The 20,252-nt window shown below is 65.6% G+C and carries 16 protein-coding genes; 8 read left to right on the forward strand and 8 right to left on the reverse strand.

Annotated features, from left to right (window positions below; genetic code table 11):
- Positions 1–11: 11 nt before the first annotated feature.
- Positions 12–2,369 (reverse strand): Orn/Lys/Arg decarboxylase N-terminal domain-containing protein, encoded by a 2,358-nt coding sequence (locus B2W55_RS17150; protein ID WP_024582447.1) that lies wholly within the window; start codon positions 2,367–2,369, stop codon positions 12–14.
- A gap of 148 nt (positions 2,370–2,517) precedes the next feature.
- On the opposite strand from B2W55_RS17150, the gene B2W55_RS17155 reads away from it, so the two are divergent.
- Both B2W55_RS17155 and B2W55_RS17160 read left to right on the forward strand, forming a co-directional pair.
- Complete coding sequence (locus B2W55_RS17155) at positions 2,518–3,687, forward strand: acyl-CoA dehydrogenase family protein (RefSeq protein ID WP_080891157.1); 1,170 nt, start codon at positions 2,518–2,520, stop codon at positions 3,685–3,687.
- Between the two features lie 24 nt (positions 3,688–3,711).
- Positions 3,712–4,098 carry an ester cyclase gene (locus B2W55_RS17160; RefSeq protein ID WP_029879420.1) on the forward strand — a complete coding sequence of 129 codons (387 nt, stop codon included), beginning with the start codon at positions 3,712–3,714 and terminating at the stop codon, positions 4,096–4,098.
- 67 nt (positions 4,099–4,165) lie between these two features.
- Here B2W55_RS17160 and B2W55_RS17165 read toward each other — a convergent pair whose 3' ends face one another.
- The 3 genes from B2W55_RS17165 to B2W55_RS17175 form a co-directional block, all read right to left on the reverse strand.
- Positions 4,166–5,128 carry a hypothetical protein gene (locus B2W55_RS17165; protein WP_024582444.1) on the reverse strand — a complete coding sequence of 321 codons (963 nt, stop codon included), beginning with the start codon at positions 5,126–5,128 and terminating at the stop codon, positions 4,166–4,168.
- Positions 5,129–5,264: 136 nt separating this feature from the next.
- Positions 5,265–6,998, reverse strand: a complete 1,734-nt coding sequence (locus tag B2W55_RS17170; protein ID WP_024582443.1) for an adenylate/guanylate cyclase domain-containing protein — start codon at positions 6,996–6,998, stop codon at positions 5,265–5,267.
- A 110-nt stretch (positions 6,999–7,108) separates the two neighbouring features.
- Positions 7,109–7,663: a PAS domain-containing protein gene (locus B2W55_RS17175; protein ID WP_024582442.1), complete on the reverse strand. Its 555-nt coding sequence runs from the start codon at positions 7,661–7,663 to the stop codon at positions 7,109–7,111.
- Positions 7,664–8,153: 490 nt separating this feature from the next.
- Between B2W55_RS17175 and B2W55_RS17180 the strand changes: the two genes are divergently transcribed.
- On the forward strand, positions 8,154–8,951 hold the full coding sequence (locus B2W55_RS17180) for a rhomboid family intramembrane serine protease (RefSeq protein ID WP_024582441.1): 798 nt from the start codon (positions 8,154–8,156) through the stop codon (positions 8,949–8,951).
- Between the two features lie 185 nt (positions 8,952–9,136).
- Positions 9,137–9,565: a CBS domain-containing protein gene (locus B2W55_RS17185; RefSeq protein ID WP_024582440.1), complete on the forward strand. Its 429-nt coding sequence runs from the start codon at positions 9,137–9,139 to the stop codon at positions 9,563–9,565.
- A 2-nt stretch (positions 9,566–9,567) separates the two neighbouring features.
- Here the strand turns inward: B2W55_RS17185 and B2W55_RS17190 are convergent, their stop codons facing one another.
- The gene (locus B2W55_RS17190) at positions 9,568–10,596 is read right to left on the reverse strand and encodes a patatin-like phospholipase family protein (RefSeq protein ID WP_192827277.1); all 1,029 of its coding nucleotides are present in this window, start codon (positions 10,594–10,596) and stop codon (positions 9,568–9,570) included.
- Positions 10,597–10,865: 269 nt separating this feature from the next.
- On the opposite strand from B2W55_RS17190, the gene B2W55_RS17195 reads away from it, so the two are divergent.
- Complete coding sequence (locus B2W55_RS17195; protein WP_024582438.1) at positions 10,866–11,936, forward strand: hypothetical protein; 1,071 nt, start codon at positions 10,866–10,868, stop codon at positions 11,934–11,936.
- A 276-nt stretch (positions 11,937–12,212) separates the two neighbouring features.
- Positions 12,213–14,696 (forward strand): putative bifunctional diguanylate cyclase/phosphodiesterase, encoded by a 2,484-nt coding sequence (locus tag B2W55_RS17200; RefSeq protein ID WP_024582437.1) that lies wholly within the window; start codon positions 12,213–12,215, stop codon positions 14,694–14,696.
- Between the two features lie 78 nt (positions 14,697–14,774).
- On the opposite strand, the gene B2W55_RS17205 is transcribed toward B2W55_RS17200, so the two are convergent.
- From B2W55_RS17205 to B2W55_RS17215, 3 genes are all read right to left on the reverse strand, one after another.
- A complete protein-coding gene (locus B2W55_RS17205; RefSeq protein ID WP_024582436.1) occupies positions 14,775–15,338 on the reverse strand; it encodes a nitroreductase family protein in 564 nt (187 codons plus the stop codon).
- 84 nt (positions 15,339–15,422) lie between these two features.
- The gene (thrS, locus tag B2W55_RS17210; RefSeq protein ID WP_024582435.1) at positions 15,423–17,468 is read right to left on the reverse strand and encodes a threonine--tRNA ligase; all 2,046 of its coding nucleotides are present in this window, start codon (positions 17,466–17,468) and stop codon (positions 15,423–15,425) included.
- Positions 17,469–17,560: 92 nt separating this feature from the next.
- Entirely contained in the window at positions 17,561–17,698 is a 138-nt protein-coding gene (locus tag B2W55_RS17215) for a hypothetical protein (protein ID WP_160306781.1), read from the reverse strand.
- Between B2W55_RS17215 and B2W55_RS17220 the strand changes: the two genes are divergently transcribed.
- Positions 17,697–18,983, forward strand: a complete 1,287-nt coding sequence (locus B2W55_RS17220; RefSeq protein WP_024582434.1) for an ATP-dependent Clp protease proteolytic subunit — start codon at positions 17,697–17,699, stop codon at positions 18,981–18,983. The two genes, B2W55_RS17215 and B2W55_RS17220, sit on opposite strands and share 2 nt — an antisense overlap.
- 120 nt (positions 18,984–19,103) lie before the next feature.
- Positions 19,104–20,240 carry an MFS transporter gene (locus tag B2W55_RS17225; RefSeq protein WP_043855750.1) on the forward strand — a complete coding sequence of 379 codons (1,137 nt, stop codon included), beginning with the start codon at positions 19,104–19,106 and terminating at the stop codon, positions 20,238–20,240.
- Positions 20,241–20,252 lie beyond the last annotated feature (12 nt).

Below are 20,252 nucleotides of genomic sequence, written 5' to 3' on the forward strand. Positions count from 1 at the left end.
CGTCCGATCGCCTATTCGGACACGACATAGGTGTAGAAGCGGATGCGGCCGGATTCGTCGATCTCCTTGTAGATGCCCTGGACCTCGACCTCGAAGCCCGGGAAGGCGTTGAAGCTTGCCTCGAAGGTCCGGAGATAATCGATCATCGGCTTGCTTCGTTCCGTCAGCCGTTCGCCGGGAACGATGGTCGCGATGCCGGGCGGGTAGACCACGAACGGCGTCGCCGCGACGCGTCCGAAGATCTGGTCGATCGGCAGATAGTCGACGTCGTTGCGGATCAGGTATTGCGCGGCCTGGCGCGGCGACATCGCCATCTCCGGCAGATGTTCGGGCAGGAACTGGCTGGCCTGCAATTTGCTGACGCCGGCGTCGCGGAAGAAGCGGTGCATGTCGCCGCAGAGGTCGCGCAGCCGCACCCCGGTGTAGCGTTGCGGGCGGCGGCGGAAGAATTCCGGGATGACGTCCTCGATCAGCGCATTGTCATCGTGCAGCTTCTTGAAGGCGACGAGGCCGGACACCAGCGTGCCGGCCTTGCTGGCCTCGACGCCGGGCGTCAGCAGGAACAGCAGGGAGTTGAGGTCGTTCTTCTCGGCGACGATCTGGTTCTCGCGCAGATATTGCGCCACGACCGGGGCGGGGATGCCGTGATCGGCATAGGCGCCGGTTGAGTGATCGAAGCCCGGCGTCAGCAAGGTCAGCTTGTTCGGGTCGGTCATGGCGAAGCCCGCGGTCAGCTCGGGGAAGCCGTGCCAGGTCTCGCCCGGGCTGAGCTGCCAATAGGACGGCGTGGTCGCGAGCTGGTCGGTCGAGATCGTCTCCCAGGCGACGTTGTGCACGCCGTTCTCGCGCGCGACGTCGGGGATCATGACGCGGTCGGGCACGAACGGCTCGAAGAACCAGCGCCGCTCGGCTCGCGCCTCCTTCTCCTCGAACTCGCGCTTCACCGCGCGGATCTTCTTGCGCAGCTCGATGCCGAGCCGGATCGTGTCGTCCCACAGCACTTCGCCGGAGCGGCCCTTCATCATCTGCGCGCCCACGTCGAGCGAGGCGAAGATCGGGTAGAACGGCGAGGTCGAGGCGTGCTGCATGAAGCTTTCGTTGAAGCGGCGATGCTCGACCCGGCGCTTCTGGCCCTTGATGTGGCGGTCGCGGATGTGGATCTGCGAGGCCTGCGAGAAGCTCGCGAGCTGCTTGTGGGTCGACTGGGTGGCGATGATGCCGGGCGCCTCGGGGCCGAGATTGGCGAGGCCCATCGCGAAACGGCCGGCGTAGATCGGGTGGAATTTCATGAATCCGGCCCAGGCCTCGTCGAACAGGATGTAGTCGCAGAGATGGCCGATCCGTTTCAGGATCATCTCGGCCGAGTGGATGGTGCCGTCATAGGTGCACTGCTCCACCACCGCGACGCGGAACGGCCGCTCCTTCTTCCAGGCGTTCTCGTCCTTGACCAGCGGATGCTTGCGGATGGCGTCGCGCAGCGCGCCCTCGTCGAGCAGGTCCCAACGCATCGGGCCGATCAGGCCCCAGGCGTTGCGCACGGTCGGCACATACACCGGGATGCCGCCGCCGATCAGCAGCGCGCCGTGATGGGCGGCCTTGTGGTTGTTGCGGTCGAACAGCACGAGGTCGCCGTCGGTGACCAGCGAGCCGAGCGCGACCTTGTTGGAAGTCGAGGTGCCGTTGAGCACGAAATAGGTCTTCTCGGCGCCGAAGATCCGCGCTGCTTCCTTCTGCGCGCGCAGCGCCGGCCCCTCATGGGTGAGGAGGTCGCCGAGGTCGAGCACGGAATTGTCGAGGTCGTCGCGGAACACGGCTTCGCCGAGATGCTCGACGAACACCCGGCCGATCGGGCTGCGGCTGTAGAACACGCCGCCATTGTGGCCCGGGCAGGTCCAGAGCTGGTTGCCTTCCTCGGCATAGTCGACCAGGGCGCCGAAGAACGGCGTCTTCAGGTTCTCGGCATATTGCTTCAGCCGGGAGATCAGGTTCTTGGCGATGAAGGAGGGGGTCTCCTCGGACAGGAATACATAGCCGTCGATGAAATCCAGCACCTCGACGGGCAGGTCCTCGAAGCGCTTGCGGCGGATCAGCAGCAGGATCGGGAAGTCGAGGCCGCGGCGGCGCATCAGGTTGATCAGCGCGGCGGTCTTGCCCTCGAGGCCCTTCTTGCCCCAGTCGACCACCATGCAGCCGATCGCGGCATCGGTCTGGACCGCGATCTCGGCGTCTTCCAGCTTGCGGGCGCGGACCACCTCGAAGCCGGAACGCTCGATTTCGGCGACGATCTGGTTGAATCGGATGCCTTCGAGGTCGTCGGCCTCGAAAACCGGCGCCGCGAACAGGAAGTTGAAGCGTTTGAAATAGTCCATGCGTGTCCTCGAACTGTACCGGCTGAACCTGTCTGCACAATTCATGACAAAGAGATGACAATCATTCTGCGACGCCACGCCAGATGGTCAAATCCCCGTCGCCGCGCTGAACTCACGATATTGCCCAGCTTTCGGAGAGGACGGCGCCATGCCCCAGCCTGCCAAAGACCCTGCCATTGCCAGTATTGCCGACTATTTGGCCGCGATCGAGCGGCTTGTCCCGTTGATTGCCGAGCACCGGGCGGATTTCGACCGCGCGCGCCGGCTTCCCGACGCCGTGATCCGCGCCCTGGCCGAGGCCGGATTGTTTCGGTTGTATCTGCCGAGGGCGCTCGGCGGGCCGGAATTCTCCTCGCTCGACTTCATGACCATCGTCGAGGCGGCCTCGGCGCTCGACGGCTCGGTCGGCTGGCTGGTCGCCAATGGCGGCGGCATGAGCCGGGCCGGCGGCTATCTGCCCGAGGAGGTGGTGCGGGGCTGGTTCGCCGATCCGCTGGCGTTCATCGCCGCCGCGACCGGCGCGATCGGGACGGCGGTGGAGGTCGAGGGCGGCTATCGCGTCAGCGGACGCTGGCCATTCGGCAGTGGTGCGCCGCACGCCACGAAGTTCATGGGGCTCGCCAGCGTCAAGGGCCCCGACGGCAAGGACAGCCCGCCGATCTGCTGCTACGTCGACCGGGCCGACATCCGCCTCCACGACACCTGGTTCGTGTCCGGGCTGCGCGCCACCGGAAGCTGGGACTTCGAGATGCAGGATTGCTTCGTGCCGGCGAGCCACAGCCATCCGCTGGTCGACTTCAAGCCGACCCAGCCGGGCATTCCATACCGCCTGCCGGGCGTATCGGCGTTTTCCTGGACCGTCTCGGTCGTGCCGCTCGGGATTGCCCGTGGTGCGCTCGACGCCTTCATCGCGCTCGCGGCCAGGAAGCCGCGGATGGGCGGCGTCGGCCAGCTGCGCGACGGTGAACTGGTCCAGGCCATGGTCGGCCGTGCCGAAACCACGCTGCGCTCCGCCCGGGCACTGCTCGTCGAAGGCATGACCGAGCTGATGGCGGCCTGCGACAGCGGGGGCGAGCGACTGGTCGAGGCGAGGCTGCTGCACCGGATCGCCTGCGCCAATGCCGCCGAAAGCGCCGCGCGCGTGGTCGAGATGATCGCCGCGCCCGCAGGCACCGCGGCGATCTTCGAGACCGGCACGCTCGAACGATCGATCCGCGACGTCCAGGCGGCGATCAAGCATGTCGCGATGACATCGAACAGCTACGCGCTGACCGGGCGGCTCAAGCTCGGCCTGCCGCTTGGTACGACGCGGTTCTAGCCGGTAGAGGATTAAGACATCACGATGCAGAACGCGCTTTACTACATTTACCATCAGTACATCGCCTGCCTCAATCGCCAGGGCTGGTCCGAACTCGGCGAGTTCGTGGCGGACGACGTGGTCCATAATGGCAGGTCGCTCGGCCTGCGGGGCTACCGCGAGATGCTCAAGCGTGACTTTCGCGAGATACCCGACCTTCATTTCGACGTCGAGTTGATGGTGGTGGATGAGGGCCGTGTCGCCAGCCGGTTGATGTTCGAATGTTCGCCGACGGGAACGTTCCTCGGTCTTGCCGTCAACGGCAAGCGCGTCGCCTTTGCCGAGAATGCGATCTACGAATTTCGCGACCGCAAGATCGCAGAAGTCTGGTCGGTGATCGACAAGGCTGCGATCGAGGCGCAATTGCTGTGAGCGTGCCGACGACACCCCCGCAGCCGGGATGGCCCAACCGAACGCGTGGCAGCGTCCAGCAGCGCCGTCACATGCTGCTGTATGTCGGGGCCGGCGGAAGGATGCGGGCGACGAGCGGCAAGGCGTTTCTCCACAGCACGCAATCCCGCTGGCGCGCCGGCAGCTCCTTCGCGAGTTGATGGATTTGCGCGCGGGAGATCATGCTGCGCTCGCAACGAAATGGCCGCAGCGGCACGCGCCCGATATAGTTGAAGAAGATCGCGTAGCGGTCGCGCGTGATCGCCGGCATCCCGCGATGGTAGAATGACGCGGTGTCGGAGAAGACGACCGTGCCGCGTTTTCCAGTGCAGGTGACGACGTCCCGAGCCATGTCGAAATCGGGCAGGGCTCCTTCCAACTGGTGCTGGGTCAATCCGGGAAGCCTGCCGCCGGGCAAATGGTCGTATGCGGGAATCCGGCGCCGCAACACCTGGAATGGGCCATTGCCTTCGTCCACGTCGTGGATGTAGACGGCGATCTTGAGCATCCGACGATCTTCACTGTCGCGATGCCAGAGACGAACGCCGCTCTCGCGGCCATCGGCCAGCGTGAAAAACACGTTGATGCCGTCGTAACCGACCGGCACGCCGAGATAGTTCTCGGCGATGTCGAGCAGCCGGCCATGAAGTCCCCAATGGTAGATCTGGCGATGAGCCATGATGGCCGCGGCTCCAGCCTGGAACGATCGGCGGAGGGGCAGGTGTTGGCGCTCGAGCGCGTCGGCTTGTTGCAGGAAATGCTCCGCACTCGGAAGATTCAATTGCTCGAGTGACGTGACGAAAACGCCGTTCGTCCTCAGTCCATCGACGATGGCCCGGTCGTTCCCGCCAATCGCGGGGAGGTGCCGGGCGTATTGGCGCTTTGTCTTTTCGTAGCCGGCGTCGAGGCGGGAGGCGATCTGCGGCAAGGCGACGATGCGGCAACCGAGACCTGCCGGCAATTCGAGAACCTTGTTCAGGCCGGAACTCAGGACACGCCGGAAATTACTCATTTGCACGGAACGCCAGGGAAACCCGGATAAAGATAGCGTTCGCTGTCTAGTAGTGGAAGCCGAAAAAATGTTTCTAAGATTGTGCACGGTCGCGTGAATTGCGCGCGGCGCGCGGAGATATCCGGTTGGGTTGCCGCTACTTGTGCTCCAGATGCCAGGCGCCGTCCCAATCGGCCGGCGGCGGACTGCGGCGGAAATCCAGGACCCGCGCCTGCATCGCCAGTGACGGCCCGTCGCCGGGCGCTGCGTGAAGTGCCGCGGTGAAGGCGTGCTCGGCATCGTCCCAGCACCGCGCACGGTAGGCGGCGAGGCCGTCGGCATAGTGCTGACGTAATGCCGCCTGCGCCGGCGTCAGTTCGTCCTTCTTGCCGATGATCTCGAACACCGCAACCGGGTGGGTCTGGCCGACCACGACCAGGCGGTCGATCTCGCGCAGCTCGATGGTCGCAGCACAGGCCGCCGCGGTCGTTTCCGAGATCAGGCTGCGGCTGCCGTAGAACTTGTTGGCGCCTTCCAGCCGCGAGGCCAGGTTCACGGTGTCGCCGAGCACCGTGTAGCTCATCATGAATTCGGAGCCGATGCTGCCGACCAGCGCCTCGCCGGTGGCAATGCCGATCCTGATGTCGCAATCGGCCGGGATCGCGCGCACGCCGAGCAGTTCGGGCAAATCCTTGCGCAGCTGGCTGACCTGGCCGACCATGTCGATGGCGGCAAGCGCGGCCAGATGGGTCTGCTCGGCTTCCTCGACGAAGGGAGCGCCCCAATAGGCCATGATGGCGTCGCCGATATATTTGTCGATGATGCCGCGATGGGCGTGGACCGGCGCCGACATCGTCGACAGATAGAGGTTCATGATCTTGACCAGGCCGCGCGGCGTGACGCCCTCGCTCAGGCTGGTGAAGCCCTTCATGTCGCAGAACATCACCGTCATGATGCGGCGCTGCCCTTCGGTGGCGGCGATCGCCGGCTGCTCGAGCAGGCCCTCGGCGATCCGCGGGTTGATGTAGCGGCCGAAGGTCTCGCGGATGCGCTGGTTGTGGCGCAGCGTCTCGATCATGCGATTGAAGGCGGCGGAGAGCTGACCGATTTCGTCCTGCGTGGTGATGGTGATGGTGCCGTCGAGCCGGCCGGCCTCGACCTCGCGGGTGCCCTCCAGCAGGCGCATCACCGGGCGGGTGATGCCGCTGCCGACCAGCATCGCGAATACGAAGCCGAGGATCGCAGCGATAGCGGTGACGACGCCGGAGATGATGATCGCCCGCTGCTGGGTCGACATCACTTTGGCCGCGGCCGCGCGGACCTGCGCCAGCATGTCGGCGCGGATCGCTTCGATCCTGTTGTTGAACTCGTCGCGCAATGCGTCGGCGCGCAACGTGGTCTGCCGCGCGGCGATGAAGTCCTTGGCATCGAGCTGCTCGAGCAGCGTCCTGTTCTCGGCATTCAGGCGCATCAAGAGGTCGTTGACGGCATTGTCGATGCGGTCGTCGAGGCGCCCGAGGGCGGCGTCGTCGGACGGCGTCGACGGATCGGCGATGATCGCATCGATCAGCACGCGCGCGGCATCTGCCTCGCGCTTGATCAGCGGCTCGACCTCGTCGAAGGTCTTGCGCGCCGACGCATAGCCGGTGTCTTCGCCGGGCGGCTGCATCTTCGCCATCATCATCCGGCGCATCGCCAGCGATCGCTCCAGCGCGCGGATGTTGACGCGGGCGAGGTGGCCGTAAGCGGGGATATAGCGGTTGGTGAGCTCGTCCAGCAGATGGCCGACCTGGGCCGCCATCACCATGGACAGCAGCGAGGTGATCACCGCGAGCACGATCAGCCCCGCGGCGATGCCGACGATCTTCTGCCTGATCGAATTGCGAAACATGGCGCGCCCCGCCGCAGCTGCAATGAGCGGGTCACCCCCGCCGTGGCGGCGAGACAGCTAATAGAGTTCCACGGTCCTTGGCGCAAGCGCCCGGCGGCGACGGCCCGAGGCTAGCGCAAGCCCTCGTAGACCATTAAGCCGCGCGCGACGGCGAGCTTGCGCAGGGTCCGCGGCACCAGCCGCTCCGGTGGATGCAGGTAACGCCACGAGGTCAGCACCAAATCGTGCAGCCGGGTGGCGTCGTCCTCGAACGGGGCCAGCAGCCCGGTGAGGCTTGCCGGCATATGGACGCGGGCGGTGAACGGGAGCAGCAGCAATTCGAGATGCGCCTTCGCGCCGCTCTCGGTCGTTGCGGTCACGCCGGCGATGGCCGGCAGCGTCTCTTCGGCGACGCAGGTGATGATGTCTTCGATCTCGCCGCGGCTCGCGCCGGTGAACAGGGCGGGAAAACTGCGGTTCTTGAGGTCGCAGCCGAGCAGGGCGGAGGTGCGGGTGCCGGCGACGCGAAACGGAAACCGGGTCTCGGCGTCGTAGGACAGCACGAAGATGTCGGACAGCAGCTCTCGCACCGCCGACGGCTCGAACTCATTCCGGTCAGGTGCACGTGCGTCGCCGCGCTTCGCATTCCAATAGGCGAAGAACGCGCGGCTCGAACTGTGTTTCATCTAAAGAACCTTGCCCGGCACCTGTCTCGGCGGGACACATCTGTCCCGGTTTTGCCCAAGTGCCTTCCCTTTTCTGTTGTGCCGGGAAGGCTGTGCAGCGTCCATGCCGGGGCCGCGTTTTGGGCGGCTTATCGGCAGCTTTGTGTCGTTAACGTAAATTTAACTATGTCCTTGGCGTTCCGGGATGGGCCGCGTAGGGTCGCCGCGTTCCCGTTCGCCGGCTGCCCCAAGCGCCGGCGTGGTTGGTACACAGGTGGCGTCAAACAGTTTGGTCATCGTGCGGGGAGGGGTGGGGATGTCGTCCCGATCCCTCTGGGACACGACAAGACCAGCCGATCAGGGAGGGTGTTCTCAGCACCCTCCCTTTTCCTTTTGCGTTGGCTCGGGCCGGCATAGGCACCGGGCGTCCGATTTCGGGATTGTGCACTTGCACGGGGGTGCGAAAGCCGCCTATCTCTGATTCACAGCCGCCTGCGAGGTCGCCGACCCCTTGGACTCCCATCCCGAAGCCACGTTCCAGCCGCCGCCGGAGGCGCCGCGCGAGCCGATCCTGACCTTGCCGCCGGCGCTCACCGCCTACATCCTACTGATCGCGGTGATCCATCTGCGGGTGCTGTTGCCGCCGGAGCTGGAGAACTGGACCATCGACGTCTTCGGCTTCATCCCGAAGCGCTACGATTCGACGCTGCTCAACGTCACCTTTCCGGGCGGCGAGGGTGCCAAGATCTGGACCTTCGTCAGCTATTCGCTGCTGCATGCCAACCTCACCCATATCGGCTTCAACGTGCTGTGGCTGCTGCCGTTCGGCAGCGCGCTGGCGCGGCGCTTCGGCACGGTGCGCTTCTTCGTCTTCATGGCGGTGACCGCGGCCGCCGGCGCGCTCGCGCATTTGCTGACCCATCAGCACGCGATCGCGCCGATGATCGGCGCGTCGGCTTCGGTGTCGGGGACGATGGCCGCAGCGATCCGGTTTGCTTTCGTGAAGGGCAGCTTCCTGTCGTTCAGCCGGGGCGATGCCGAGGCGGCGGCCAAGGTGCCGGCACTGTCGCTGCTGCGGGCGCTGAGCAATCGACGGGTGCTGGCATTCCTGGCGATCTGGTTCGGCATGAACATCCTGTTCGGCGCCACCTCGCTGTCGCTCGGTGCCGAGAGCGGCAGCGTCGCCTGGCAAGCCCATATCGGCGGCTTCCTCGCCGGGTTGTTGCTGTTCTCGCTGTTCGATCCGATTCCGCGTGCGCGAGACGATGTTGCAGATGCGTCGTCGGTGGACCAATCGGGCCGCGTCTGATCGCCGCTTGCGGCTCGTATCGAATTCCTCCATCATCCTCACGACACAAAATTGAGCGGGCCGATCGGCCCTTGCTACTGACCGCGCCCCGGAACCGAAATCGGCGCGGAACTGTTGATTGAAGACTCTGGCGAACAGGCGCGCCCCCGCTGAAGAGGGACGCGAACGGATTCAGGGAGGCGACAATGACGGTACGTTCCATTCTCGATGCAAAGGGCCATCAGGTCATGAGCGTCGCGCCGGGCGCGCAGCTCTCGGCTGCGGTCAAGCTGCTCGGCGAGCGCAAGATCGGCGCGGTGCTGGTGATGGAGCAAGGGCGCATGGAGGGCATCCTGTCTGAGCGCGACATCGTGCGCGTGCTCAGCGAGCGCGGCGCCGGTGCGCTGGACGAGCCGGTCAGCGCGGTCATGACCAGGAAGGTCGTCAGTTGCCGTCAGTCCGACACCGTCAGCGCCATCATGGAGATGATGACGACGGGAAAATTCCGCCATCTCCCCGTGGTCGAGGACGGCAAGGTGGTCGGGCTGATCTCGATCGGCGACATCGTCAAGAGCCGCGTGCAGGAATACGAGCGCGAGCAGGAAGCGCTGCGCGACTACATCAAGACTGCCTGAGACTATTTGCCGGTGCTGCCGGCGCCGGTCGACGGCGGCACCAGGATCTCGATCGCTTCCTCGATGGCGCCGATGGAGCGCTCCGCCGCACGGATACCATGCGCGATCAGGTCATCGGCGCGGTGGAAGTCGAACCAGCCGATCTGGCCGACGCGGGGCGAGATCAGCATGTCAGGCGGATCGCCGGCGAGCCGTGCGCGGGTGATGCGGTCCTGCATGATGTTGAAGGCGTCGACCATGACGCTGGAGATGCCGGGCCGGGTGGCGCTGCCGAAGAATTCGCGCTTCACGGTGCGCTCGGCCGAGAAGAAGCGGCCGAACCGGCGCTTCGGCGGCTCCGGCTCGATCTCCGCCTCGGCGGACACCGCGACCGTCACCTCGGGCGCGGCGGCGCCATGATTGTAGATCGTGGTCGAATGCGCGAACACGTCGCTGGAGAGATTTGCCGCGATGACGATCTCGGCGCCGAGCGCGCGCGCGGCGGAGACCGGCACCGGGTTGACCAGCGCACCGTCGACCAGCCAGCGGTCGCCGATCAGGACCGGGGCGAAGATGCCGGGCAGGGCATAGGAGGCGCGCATGGCGTCGACCACGCGGCCATGGGTCAGCCAGATCTCGTGGCCGGTGCGGACTTCGGTCGCGACGCTGGCGAACTTGACCGTGAGGTCTTCGATCATGACCTGGCCCAGCGCCGCCTCGATCTCGGCGGCCAGCTTGGTGCCGCCGATCAGGCCGGAGCCGTTGAGGCGGATGTCGAGGTAACCGAGCACGCTGCGCGGTTGCAGGCTGCGGGCCCATTGCTCCAGGGTATCGATATGGCCGGCCGCATAGGCGCCGCCGACCACCGAGCCGATCGAGGTGCCGACCACGACATTGGGGACGATGCCATGGGCGAGCAGGGTCTTGATGATACCGATATGGGCAAAGCCGCGCGCGGCCCCGCCGCCGAGCGCAAGCCCGATCACCGGCCGGCGAACCGGTCCCAGTCCTACCTTGTCGGGGCCGTCGGAGCTCTTGTGGCCTCGGCCCATCCAGCTATCCAACACGACAAATCTCCTGCCAGCGCGAGACTAGGCCCCGCCGCACGGGGGCGCCAGCATCGTCCGTTTTCATGGTTATTCCCGCAGGCACGATTCATGCCCGACCCGACCGCCGTAGGCAGGGAATGTGACTGGACCGCGACGGCATGGCTAACATCGGCTTGATCAACCGGGTTCCTGGCCGGGTGTCAGCGCCGGGATTGTGACTAAGGGGCGGACCAAGGCTTGAATTTGCCGCGTTTTCGTTGAAAAGCATGGAGATGACTTCGAGGGGCAACGGCATCGGTGGATGCGGGCGGGGCGTGCGGCTCCTTCCGCTGCTGGCGCTTGCGGCATTTTTGCTGGCCCTGATCCCCGGTTCCGTGTCGGCGCAGTTCTTCAGCGATCGCCCGCCGCCGATTCCGCCCGCTTCGGTGCCGGAGGTACCGTCTGGCCCGGCGCTCAATCTGGCGCCACCGTCCGGGGCCGGTTCGGGGCCCGTGCTGCCCGGCCCGCTGAACCAGCCGACCATCGTCCAGCCATCGATCGCGACGGTGCCCCCGGTCACGCCGCCGGCCGGCTCGCCGACCGCGGGGCAGGCGGTGCTGTCGCTGACGGCCCGCTACGGCAAGGACCTGCCGGTCATCAATGGCGGGCTGGTGTGGCGGGTGTTCGCCGACAAGCCTGACGACAACGGCACCTACAAGCTGATCCGCGAGGAACGCGGCGCGACGCCCAACGTGGTGCTGCCGCCCGGCAATTACGTCGTCCATGTCGCGCTTGGCCTGGTCAGCGCGGTGCGCGCGGTTAGCCTGAAGTCGGAGACCGATCGCGAAGCCTTCGTGCTGCCGGCCGGCGGCTTGCGGATCGAAGGCCGGGTCGGCGGCAGCAAGATCCCGGCCAACCAGATTTCATTCTCGATCTACAAGGGCAGCCAGTTCGACGGCTCGGACCGCGGTCCGTTGGTGCCCAACGTGTCCGCCGGCGACGTCGCGCTGCTGCCCGAAGGCACCTATTACATCGTCTCCAACTATGGCGACGCCAATTCGGTGGTGCGTTCCGACATCCGCGTCGCGGCCGGCAAGCTGACCGATGTCACCGTCACCCATCGCGCCGCCGTCATCACGCTCAAGCTGGTCAGCGAGAAGGGTGGCGAGGCGCTCGCCAACACCGCGTGGTCGGTGATCACGCCGGGCGGCGACGTGATCAAGGAATCGATCGGCGCGTTCCCGCGCGTCGTGCTCTCCGAAGGCGAATATCGCGCGATCGCCAAGAACGAGGGCAAGGTGTTCGAGCGTCCGTTCAACGTCGTCAACGGCGTCGATGGTGAGGTCGAGGTCGTGGCGCGCTGATCTGCGACGGGTTGCATTTCATGCAACTGTCACAGTCTCTAATGCCAACTAACCATCGCGCGAATTTCAGCCGTCATAATCGCTTGCGGCGATGTGCAGCGTCGCCATTTTTACACGGCGTTAAGCCGCTGCATGACTTGGATGTCGCGGGGACTTGAGCGCGCCGATTGGGATCAATCGTCATCACGCTCGGGATTCTATTTAAGCATGGTCTTCTCGGAAATCCGTGTCGCACTTTCCGGATCATGCCTGGCGTTTGCGTGAACGGGGCGTGCCATGGTCATGGCCAACAAGAAATCAGCAAAGACATCGGCCAAGTTCAGTTCAGAGATGTTCGCCGACGTTCCGGTCCTGCAACGCAAGTGGCAGGCCGCGGTTCGGCCCGGCGAAAAACTGCCGCACTATGAGGACGTCATGCTCGGCAGTCTCGGCCGGCTCGCGGACCACATCGTCTTGTTGCGCGACGTCGATGGCGTGCTGTGCGCGTCCCACACCGGCCGCTACGTCCAGACCTGGCTGAACGACGATCGCTGGGACGTCCCGCTCAGCGTGCTGCCGCCGGATTGCGCCACCGCATTGACCGAAGCCGCCGCGAACGCGCGCGAGAACTGCCGGCCCTATCTCGCGTCGGCGCATTGCGTGCGCGACGGCCTGGTGCGGACCTTCGACGTGCTGGCGTTGCCGACGCGGTCGCGTTGGGGCGGCATCCTGGTCGGTGTCTACGTCAACGAGCGCAATGCGCAGTACAACCTTCTCGACACGATCTTCTCGGCCGCCGACGAGGGCGTGCTGTCGCTCGCCGCGATCCGCAATGCGCGCGGCGAGCCGGCCGACTTTCAGATCGTGCATCTGAACCAGGGCGCGGCAAGATTGCTGATGCAGCCTGCGACGGAATTGCTGTGGCGCAGGCTCAGCGCCGGCGGCAACCCGCTTGCCGCACCGCACGTCATGGGCCGCCTGCGCGCCTTCGTCGGCAGCGGTCCCGGCGGCCAGTTCGAGATCGACAGCGGCGATCGCTGCCTGCGGCTTGGCGTCACCGCGTTCGGCGACATGCTGTCGCTGACGGTTTCCGACGTCACCGCGCTGAAGCAGCGCGAGGTGTCGTTCCGCCTGCTGTTCGAGAACAACCCGATGCCGATGTGGGTGTTCGACGCCGGCACGATGGAATTCCTCAGCGTCAACGACGCCGCCGTCCAGCACTACGGATACAGCCGCGAGAGATTTCTCGGCATGACGCTGCGCCAGATCTGGCCGGAGGATGAGTGGGGCGTGCACAGCGCCGCCCTGCGCGAGATCGGCGATGTCTATCAATCAAGCCGCGACTGGCGGCATATCAGGGCCGATGGCACCGAGATCCATGTGCTGACCTTCGGACGCAGGGTGGCGTTCGAAGGCCGCGACGGCTATCTGGTCGCGGTGGTCGACATCACCGAGCGCCGCGCGGCCGAAGCGCGGATCGCACATATGGCGCACCATGACGGGCTCACGAATCTGCCGAACCGCGATTTCTACCAGGAGCGCCTGCGCGAGGCGCTGGAACGCAGCCGGTCGGGCAACAAGCGCGTCGCGGTGATGTGCCTCGACCTCGATCTGTTCAAGAACGTCAACGACTCCTTCGGCCATCCGATCGGCGACCGGCTGCTCAAGCTGGTGGCGGAACGGCTGCGCGAACTGGTCCGCGACGACAATGTGGCGGCCCGCCTCGGCGGCGACGAGTTCGCGATCGTGCTGGCCGCCGATGTCTCGCCGAACGAGGCGAGCGCTTTCGCCGAGCGGCTGATCGATGCCCTGAGCGCGCCGTACAACATCGACGGGCTCGAAGTCGTGGTCGGCGCCAGCGTCGGCATCGCGCTGTCACCGGGGGACGGTACGACGTCGGAAGAGTTGATGCGCAATGCGGACATGGCGCTGTACCGCGCCAAGTCCGAGGGCGGCGGCGTGCATCATTTCTTCGAACCGGAGATGGATGAGCAGGCGCAGAAGCGCCGCGACATGGAACGCGATCTGCGGGCGGCGTTCACCAACGGCGAATTCGAGCTGCACTACCAGCCGCTGGTCGATATCGCGGCCGACCGCATCTCGGGTTTCGAGTCGTTGCTGCGCTGGCGGCATCCGCAGAAGGGGATGGTCTCGCCCGCGGAATTCATCCCGGTGGCGGAAGACATCGGCCTGATCGTCGCGCTCGGCGAATGGGTGCTGCGTGAAGCCTGCGCCGAGGCGATGAAATGGCCCGCCGACGTGAAGGTTGCGGTCAATTTGTCGCCGGTCCAGTTCCGCAGCCGCAATCTGGTCCAGGCCGTGATCTCGGCGCTGGCGCATTCCGGCCTGCCGGCGCGGCGGCTCGAACTCGAGATCACCGAATCGGTGTTCCTCGCGGAGACCGAGGCCAACCTGGCGATCCTGCATCAGCTGCGTGAACTCGGTGTCAGCATCTCGATGGACGATTTCGGTACCGGCTATTCCTCGCTGAGCTATCTGCGCAGCTTCCCGTTCGACAAGATCAAGATCGACCGCTCGTTCGTGAAGGATCTGGCGCGACGCTCCGATTGTCTCGCGATCGTGCGCGCGATCTCCGGCCTCGGGCGCAGCCTCAAGATCACCACGACCGCGGAGGGCGTCGAGACGACGGACCAACTCGACTGGCTGCGCGCCGAAGGCTGCAACGAGGTGCAGGGCTTCCTGTTCAGCGCGGCCAGGCCGGGGCACGAGATCGCCGCATTGCTGGCCGGCTTTGCCGAGCGCGCGTCGAAGGCGGCGTGAGCGTTCTCTCTGCTCTCCATGGCCGGGCTTGACCCGGCCATCCATCGGTCTCCGAAGAGACGTCTATCTGACGATGCGTCAGAATCGCGTCACGACATCCGACAGCGCAGGGCGCGGGCGATCCTCGCTCGGCTTGGTCGGCGTGCCGATATGGATCAGGCCGGCGAGCTTTTCGTCCGGCTTCAGGCCGAGGCCGTCGAGCACGTCGCGGTCGAAGGAATACCAGCCGGTCAGCCAGCAGGCGCCATAGCCGAGCGCGGTGGCCGCGGTGACGATGTTCATCGCGCTGGCGCCGGCCGACAGTTCCTGTTCCCACGGCGGCACCTTCGGATGCGGCTTGGTGAAAGAGACCACGCCGATCACCAGTGGCGCATCGGTCAGGCGCTTCTTCTCGACCTCGATGTCGGAGGCCGGCGCGCCGGGATTCTTCCGGGCAAACACCTTCGCGATCACGTCGCCGGCGCGGGCGCGGGCATCGCCCTCGAACACGATGAAGCGCCAGGGCGCGAGCTTGCCGTGGTCGGGCACGCGGGCGCCGATCGTCAAAATGGTCTCGAGCTCGGCCGCGGACGGGCCGGGGCCGGTCATCTCGCGCGGTTTCATCGAGCGGCGTGTCTTCAGAAGTTCAATGGCTTCGGGCACGGAAATGTCCTTCAGGGGGAGTCGTGCCCCCAAGATGGGGACACGACCGGGCCAGTGAAAGCCAGTTTAGACCGATTGTGAGGTTCAGGCGACCGATCGCGCCCGCTTCACGTCCGGCGGGGTCGCCTCGTCGACCAGCGCGGCGATCGCCTCGTCGGTCGGCATCACGGTCTGGCGCTCGCTGCCGAGCCGGCGCACCGAGACCGAATGGCTCTCGGCTTCCTTCTTGCCGACCACGAGCAGCGCCGGGATCTTGGCCAGCGAATGCTCGCGGACCTTGTAGTTGATCTTCTCGTTGCGCAGGTCGATCTCGACCCGAAGGCCAGCGCGCCGCGCTGCGGCCGCCACCACCTTGGCGTACTCGTCGCCTTCGGAGGTGATGGTCGTGACCACGAGCTGGGTCGGCGCCAGCCAGAGCGGGAAGTTGCCGGCATAGTGCTCGATCAGGATGCCGATGAAGCGCTCCATCGAGCCGCAGATCGCGCGATGCACCATGACGGGCGCTTTCTTCGAGCCGTCGTGATCGATGTAGAACGCGCCGAACCGCTCCGGCAGGTTGAAGTCGACCTGGGTCGTGCCACACTGCCAGTCGCGGCCGATGGCATCGCGCAGCACGTACTCGAACTTCGGTCCGTAGAACGCGCCTTCGCCCGGGTTGATCTCGGTCCGGATCCGGTTGCTGCCGGTGGCCTTGATCTCCGACAGCACGGTCGCCATCACGCGCTCGGCGTGATCCCACATCTCGTCGGTGCCGACCCGCTTCTCCGGACGCGTCGAGAGCTTGACCGTGAGCTCGCCTTCAAAGCCGAAATCGGCGTAGGTCGACAGGATCAGGTCGTTGATCTTGAGGCATTCATCCGCGAGCTGCTCCTCGGTGCAGAACACATGGGCGTCGTCCTGGGTGAAGCCGCGCACCCGCATCAGCCCGTGCATCGCGCCCGACGGCTCGTAGCGGTGCACGACGCCGAATTCGGCGAGCCGCAAGGGCAGGTCGCGGTAGCTCTTCAGGCCATGCTTGAAGATCTGCACATGGCCCGGGCAGTTCATCGGCTTCAGCGCGAACCAGCGCTTGTCCTCGGCCTCGTCGCCGGCCGACTGCGCCGCGAACATGTTCTCGCGGTACCAGTCCCAGTGGCCCGAGGTCTCCCACAGCACCTTGTCGAGGATCTGCGGGGCGTTGACCTCGTTGTAGTCGCCGAGCAGCCGGCGCCGCATGTAGGCGATCAGCTGCTGGAAGATGGTCCAGCCCTTGGGGTGCCAGAACACCACGCCGGGGCCTTCCTCCTGGAAGTGGAACAAGTCGAGCTCGCGGCCCAGCTTGCGGTGGTCGCGCTTCTCGGCTTCCTCGATCTGCTTGAAATAGGCGTCGAGGTCTTCCTGCTTGGCGAATGCGGTGCCGTAGATGCGGGTCAGCATCGGATTGTTGGAATCGCCACGCCAATAGGCGCCCGCCACCTTCATCAGCTTGAAGGCGTTGCCGACCTTGCCGGTCGAGGTCATGTGCGGGCCGCGGCAGAGATCGAACCAGTCGCCCTGGTAATAGATCTTGATCGGCTCGTTGCCGGGGATCGCATCGACCAGCTCGACCTTGAAGGCCTCACCCTTGTCGCGGAATACCTGTTTGGTCTTTTCGCGATCCCAAACCTCTTTCGTGAACGGCTTGTCGCGCGCGATGATCTCGCGCATCCGCTTCTCGATCGCGGCGAAATCTTCCGGGGTGAACGGCTCGTTGCGGAAGAAGTCGTAGTAGAAGCCGTTTTCGATCACCGGGCCGATCGTGACCTGGGTGCCCGGCCACAGCGACTGCACGGCTTCGGCGAGCACATGCGCGGCATCGTGCCGGATCAGTTCCAGCGCGCGCGGGTCTTCGCGGCCGATCAGCTCGATCCTGGCGTCGCTTTCAATGGGATCGTTGAGATCGGCAACCGTGCCGTCCAGCGCCATCGCGACGGTGCGCTTGGCGAGCGAGGGCGAAATCCCCTTGGCGATGTCGAGGCCGGTGGTGCCTTTGGCGAATTCACGCTTCGCCCCGTCGGGAAACGTCAGCGCGATCTTGTTCACGGGTTCGGCGGGCTTGAGGTTGGAGAGACTGTACTGGAATCCGGATTCGGATTTAGGCGTTTCTGTCATCGATGACTCCTGGAGCTCACTCCTGCGAACGAGCGCAGGTAAGCGGAAAGCAGCGGTATAGCAGGGGATTTGACGCCTGCAATCCGGCAATATCAAGAAAATGGGGCCTCCGGCCGCAGCTCGCCGAGGAAGTTCGCCCGGCTCTGGCGGCTCCAGTCGTTGCGACGATGCCGATCATCGTCTAACGTCGAAAGGCCGTTTTCCGCCATCGCACTATCTGCAAGGTTCATGTTTTCCCGTCTCCTGTTCTTTGTGGCGTTGCTTCTGGTCCCGGGCGTGCTGCGGGCGGAGGAAACACCGGTCGAGAAGGCCGGATTCGCGAAACGGCTGACCATCTATCTCGCCAAGGGTGCGGCGGGTGCGGCGAATGCCTGTGGTGCCGGTTGCGATCGCTGGATCGCGATCGAAGGCGAGATCGACCGCGATGCCGCGGCGCGGATTCGCCGCTTCCTCGCCGGCGTCAAGGACACCCAGCTTCCAATCTATGTTCATTCGCCGGGCGGCAATGTCGAGCAGTCCTATGCCATCGCGCGGCTGCTGCGTGCCCGCAAGGCGGCGATCCGGGTCGGCCGCACCAGCGTGCCGGCCTGTTCCACCGGTACGCAGGTCGATGCGGCCTGCCAAAAGATCAAAGCCGCGAAGGGCGAGGTCGAGGCCGAACTCGCCACGCGCAGCGCGATGTGCGTCTCGGCCTGCGCCTATCTGTTCCTGGGCGCGACCAGCCGCGAAGTGGCGCCCGATGCGGTGGTCGCAGTCCATAACTCCAAGCTGATGTTCGTGGTTCACGGGCATCCGCCGCCGCAGGCCGTCGCGGATTTCAGGCGGCGCGAGATGGTCAGCGCCGATCGCGACCGCAACGCATTCCTGGCGGCGATGGGAATCAGCCATGAGCTCAGCGGCCTGATCCGATCGGTGAGGTTCGAGGACCTGCACGTGCTGACGCGGCCGGAACTCTATCGATTCGGAATCGACACCAGGGCGTTGCCGGAAACCTTATGGGCGGTGGAGAAGGAAACGCGGCCCTATGTTCGCAAGATCGCGTTGGAGAAGAAGGGCGACGGCAGCGCGTACCGGATGATGGAGTGGCGGCTGTTCTGCGAGACCAGGGATCGCGGGCGGCTGATGTTCGTCCGCGAGTTCGACGAGGGCGCCGCGGGCAAGAGCACGGTGGTGATGATGGCCGGCGCCAGCAAGGCCATCGCGTTCGGCAGGTCGCCGGCGCGGTTCGGCAAATACGAGGTCTGGAGCGATCCGGTGAGTTCGGACACCGTCAAGGCGATGCTGGCGGTGCCGCATCTGGAGGTCGCAGAGAGCACGCCATCGGCCGACGCCAAGCCTGACGCCAAGTCTGGCCTCACCACATTCGACATCGATACGACCGGGCTGGAGCAGGGGTGGACGCAACTGTTGGCGTCGTGCCCGGCGGCGGCCGCTGCTCCGAAACCTGCGGGTTCGCCTCCGGCAGCGGTGTCGCCAAGCGTCAATGCGACGCCGGCGGCATCGCCGTCGCCATGAGCATGGGCGCCCTGACAATCAAGTGCCGCTTCGCTCAAGTGTCATGCATTTAGATGCAGTTGCATTGATCTTCGGGTCTGCTATCAACGGCGCGTGAAACGCTTCGCTCCCACTGCATTGATGTTCGGCAACATCGTCACCGGCTGCTCGGTGCTGGCGCCGGCCGGCATGCTCGCGGAATTGTCCGACCGACTCGGCGTCACGATCCACGCCGCGGGTCTCCTGATCACCTTCGGCGCGATCGTGTTGTGCGTGGGGTCGCCGGTTACGGCGTGGCTGACCAGCCGGATCGAACGCCGCGCGTTGCTGACGGCGACGTTGCTGGTGCTGACATTGACCAATGCGGCATCGGCCTTCGCGCCTGACTACGACAGTCTGCTGATCATCCGCATGGTGATGCTCGCGATCGGCGTGCTCTACACGCCGCAAGCGGCCGGCACCGCCGCGCTGATCGTGCCGGTGGAGAAGCGCGGCAGCACGATCGCCTACGTCTTCCTCGGCTGGTCGCTGGCGGCTGCGATCGGGCTGCCATTGATCACCTTGATCGCAAGCCGCTATGGATTTCGGGTGACCTACGGCGCGATCGCACTGAGCGGGCTCGCGAGCTGCCTGCTGCTGTGGTGGCGGTTGCCCGGCGGATTGCACGGCGCGCCGGTCGATCTGAGGACCTGGGCCGATCTCGGCCGCAATCCGACCGTCATCCTGCTGCTGGCGATCACGACACTGCAAATGTCCGGCCAGTTCGTGGTGTTCACCTTCATGGGGCCGCTGCTGACCAAGCTGACCGGCGCCAACGCGGATGCCATCGGCATCGTGTTCGCGCTCTACGGCATTTTCGGGTTCGTCGGCATCGCGATCGCAACGCGCATCGTGGATTCCTGGGGCGCCTGGAAGACCTCGGTGCTGTTCACCGGACTGCTGCTCGCCGGCGTCGCGGGCTGGGCCTTGAGCGCCGGCGCCTATGCATTGATGGCCGCCTCGGTCGCGGTGTGGGGCCTGGGCTTCGCATCGACCAATTCGATGCAGCAGGTGCGCCTGGTCGGTGCGGCGCCGGCGCTCGCCGCGGCGTCGGTCTCGCTCAACACCTCGGTGCTGTATATCGGCCAAGCCATCGGCTCCGCGATCGGCGGCCTGCTGTTCGCGCGCGAATGGCTGTATGGCGCGGGCTATGTGGCCGCGGCCTTCGTCGCCGCGGCGCTTGCGGTCGTGGTCGTCACCCGGCCGCGACCGGCTGCGCGTGCCGCCGCGGCCGAGTAGGCCTTTCGCTTC

It is taken from the genome of Bradyrhizobium sp. UBA2491, from assembly GCF_002341725.1.
Taxonomy (GTDB): domain Bacteria; phylum Pseudomonadota; class Alphaproteobacteria; order Rhizobiales; family Xanthobacteraceae; genus Bradyrhizobium.

Excerpts from the sequence above, each read along its gene's own strand:
- B2W55_RS17150 (WP_024582447.1), bottom strand. The coding sequence starts at position 2,369 with ATGGACTATTTCAAACGCTTCAACTTCCTGTTCGCGGCGCCGGTTTTC.
- B2W55_RS17155 (WP_080891157.1), top strand. The coding sequence starts at position 2,518 with ATGCCCCAGCCTGCCAAAGACCCTGCCATTGCCAGTATTGCCGACTAT.
- B2W55_RS17160 (WP_029879420.1), top strand. The coding sequence starts at position 3,712 with ATGCAGAACGCGCTTTACTACATTTACCATCAGTACATCGCCTGCCTC.
- B2W55_RS17165 (WP_024582444.1), bottom strand. The coding sequence starts at position 5,128 with ATGAGTAATTTCCGGCGTGTCCTGAGTTCCGGCCTGAACAAGGTTCTC.
- B2W55_RS17170 (WP_024582443.1), bottom strand. The coding sequence starts at position 6,998 with ATGTTTCGCAATTCGATCAGGCAGAAGATCGTCGGCATCGCCGCGGGG.
- B2W55_RS17175 (WP_024582442.1), bottom strand. The coding sequence starts at position 7,663 with ATGAAACACAGTTCGAGCCGCGCGTTCTTCGCCTATTGGAATGCGAAG.
- B2W55_RS17185 (WP_024582440.1), top strand. The coding sequence starts at position 9,137 with ATGACGGTACGTTCCATTCTCGATGCAAAGGGCCATCAGGTCATGAGC.
- B2W55_RS17190 (WP_192827277.1), bottom strand. The coding sequence starts at position 10,596 with ATGGGCCGAGGCCACAAGAGCTCCGACGGCCCCGACAAGGTAGGACTG.
- B2W55_RS17195 (WP_024582438.1), top strand. The coding sequence starts at position 10,866 with ATGACTTCGAGGGGCAACGGCATCGGTGGATGCGGGCGGGGCGTGCGG.
- B2W55_RS17200 (WP_024582437.1), top strand. The coding sequence starts at position 12,213 with ATGGTCATGGCCAACAAGAAATCAGCAAAGACATCGGCCAAGTTCAGT.
- thrS (WP_024582435.1), bottom strand. The coding sequence starts at position 17,468 with ATGACAGAAACGCCTAAATCCGAATCCGGATTCCAGTACAGTCTCTCC.
- B2W55_RS17220 (WP_024582434.1), top strand. The coding sequence starts at position 17,697 with ATGTTTTCCCGTCTCCTGTTCTTTGTGGCGTTGCTTCTGGTCCCGGGC.
- B2W55_RS17215 (WP_160306781.1), bottom strand. The coding sequence starts at position 17,698 with ATGAACCTTGCAGATAGTGCGATGGCGGAAAACGGCCTTTCGACGTTA.
- B2W55_RS17225 (WP_043855750.1), top strand. The coding sequence starts at position 19,104 with ATGTTCGGCAACATCGTCACCGGCTGCTCGGTGCTGGCGCCGGCCGGC.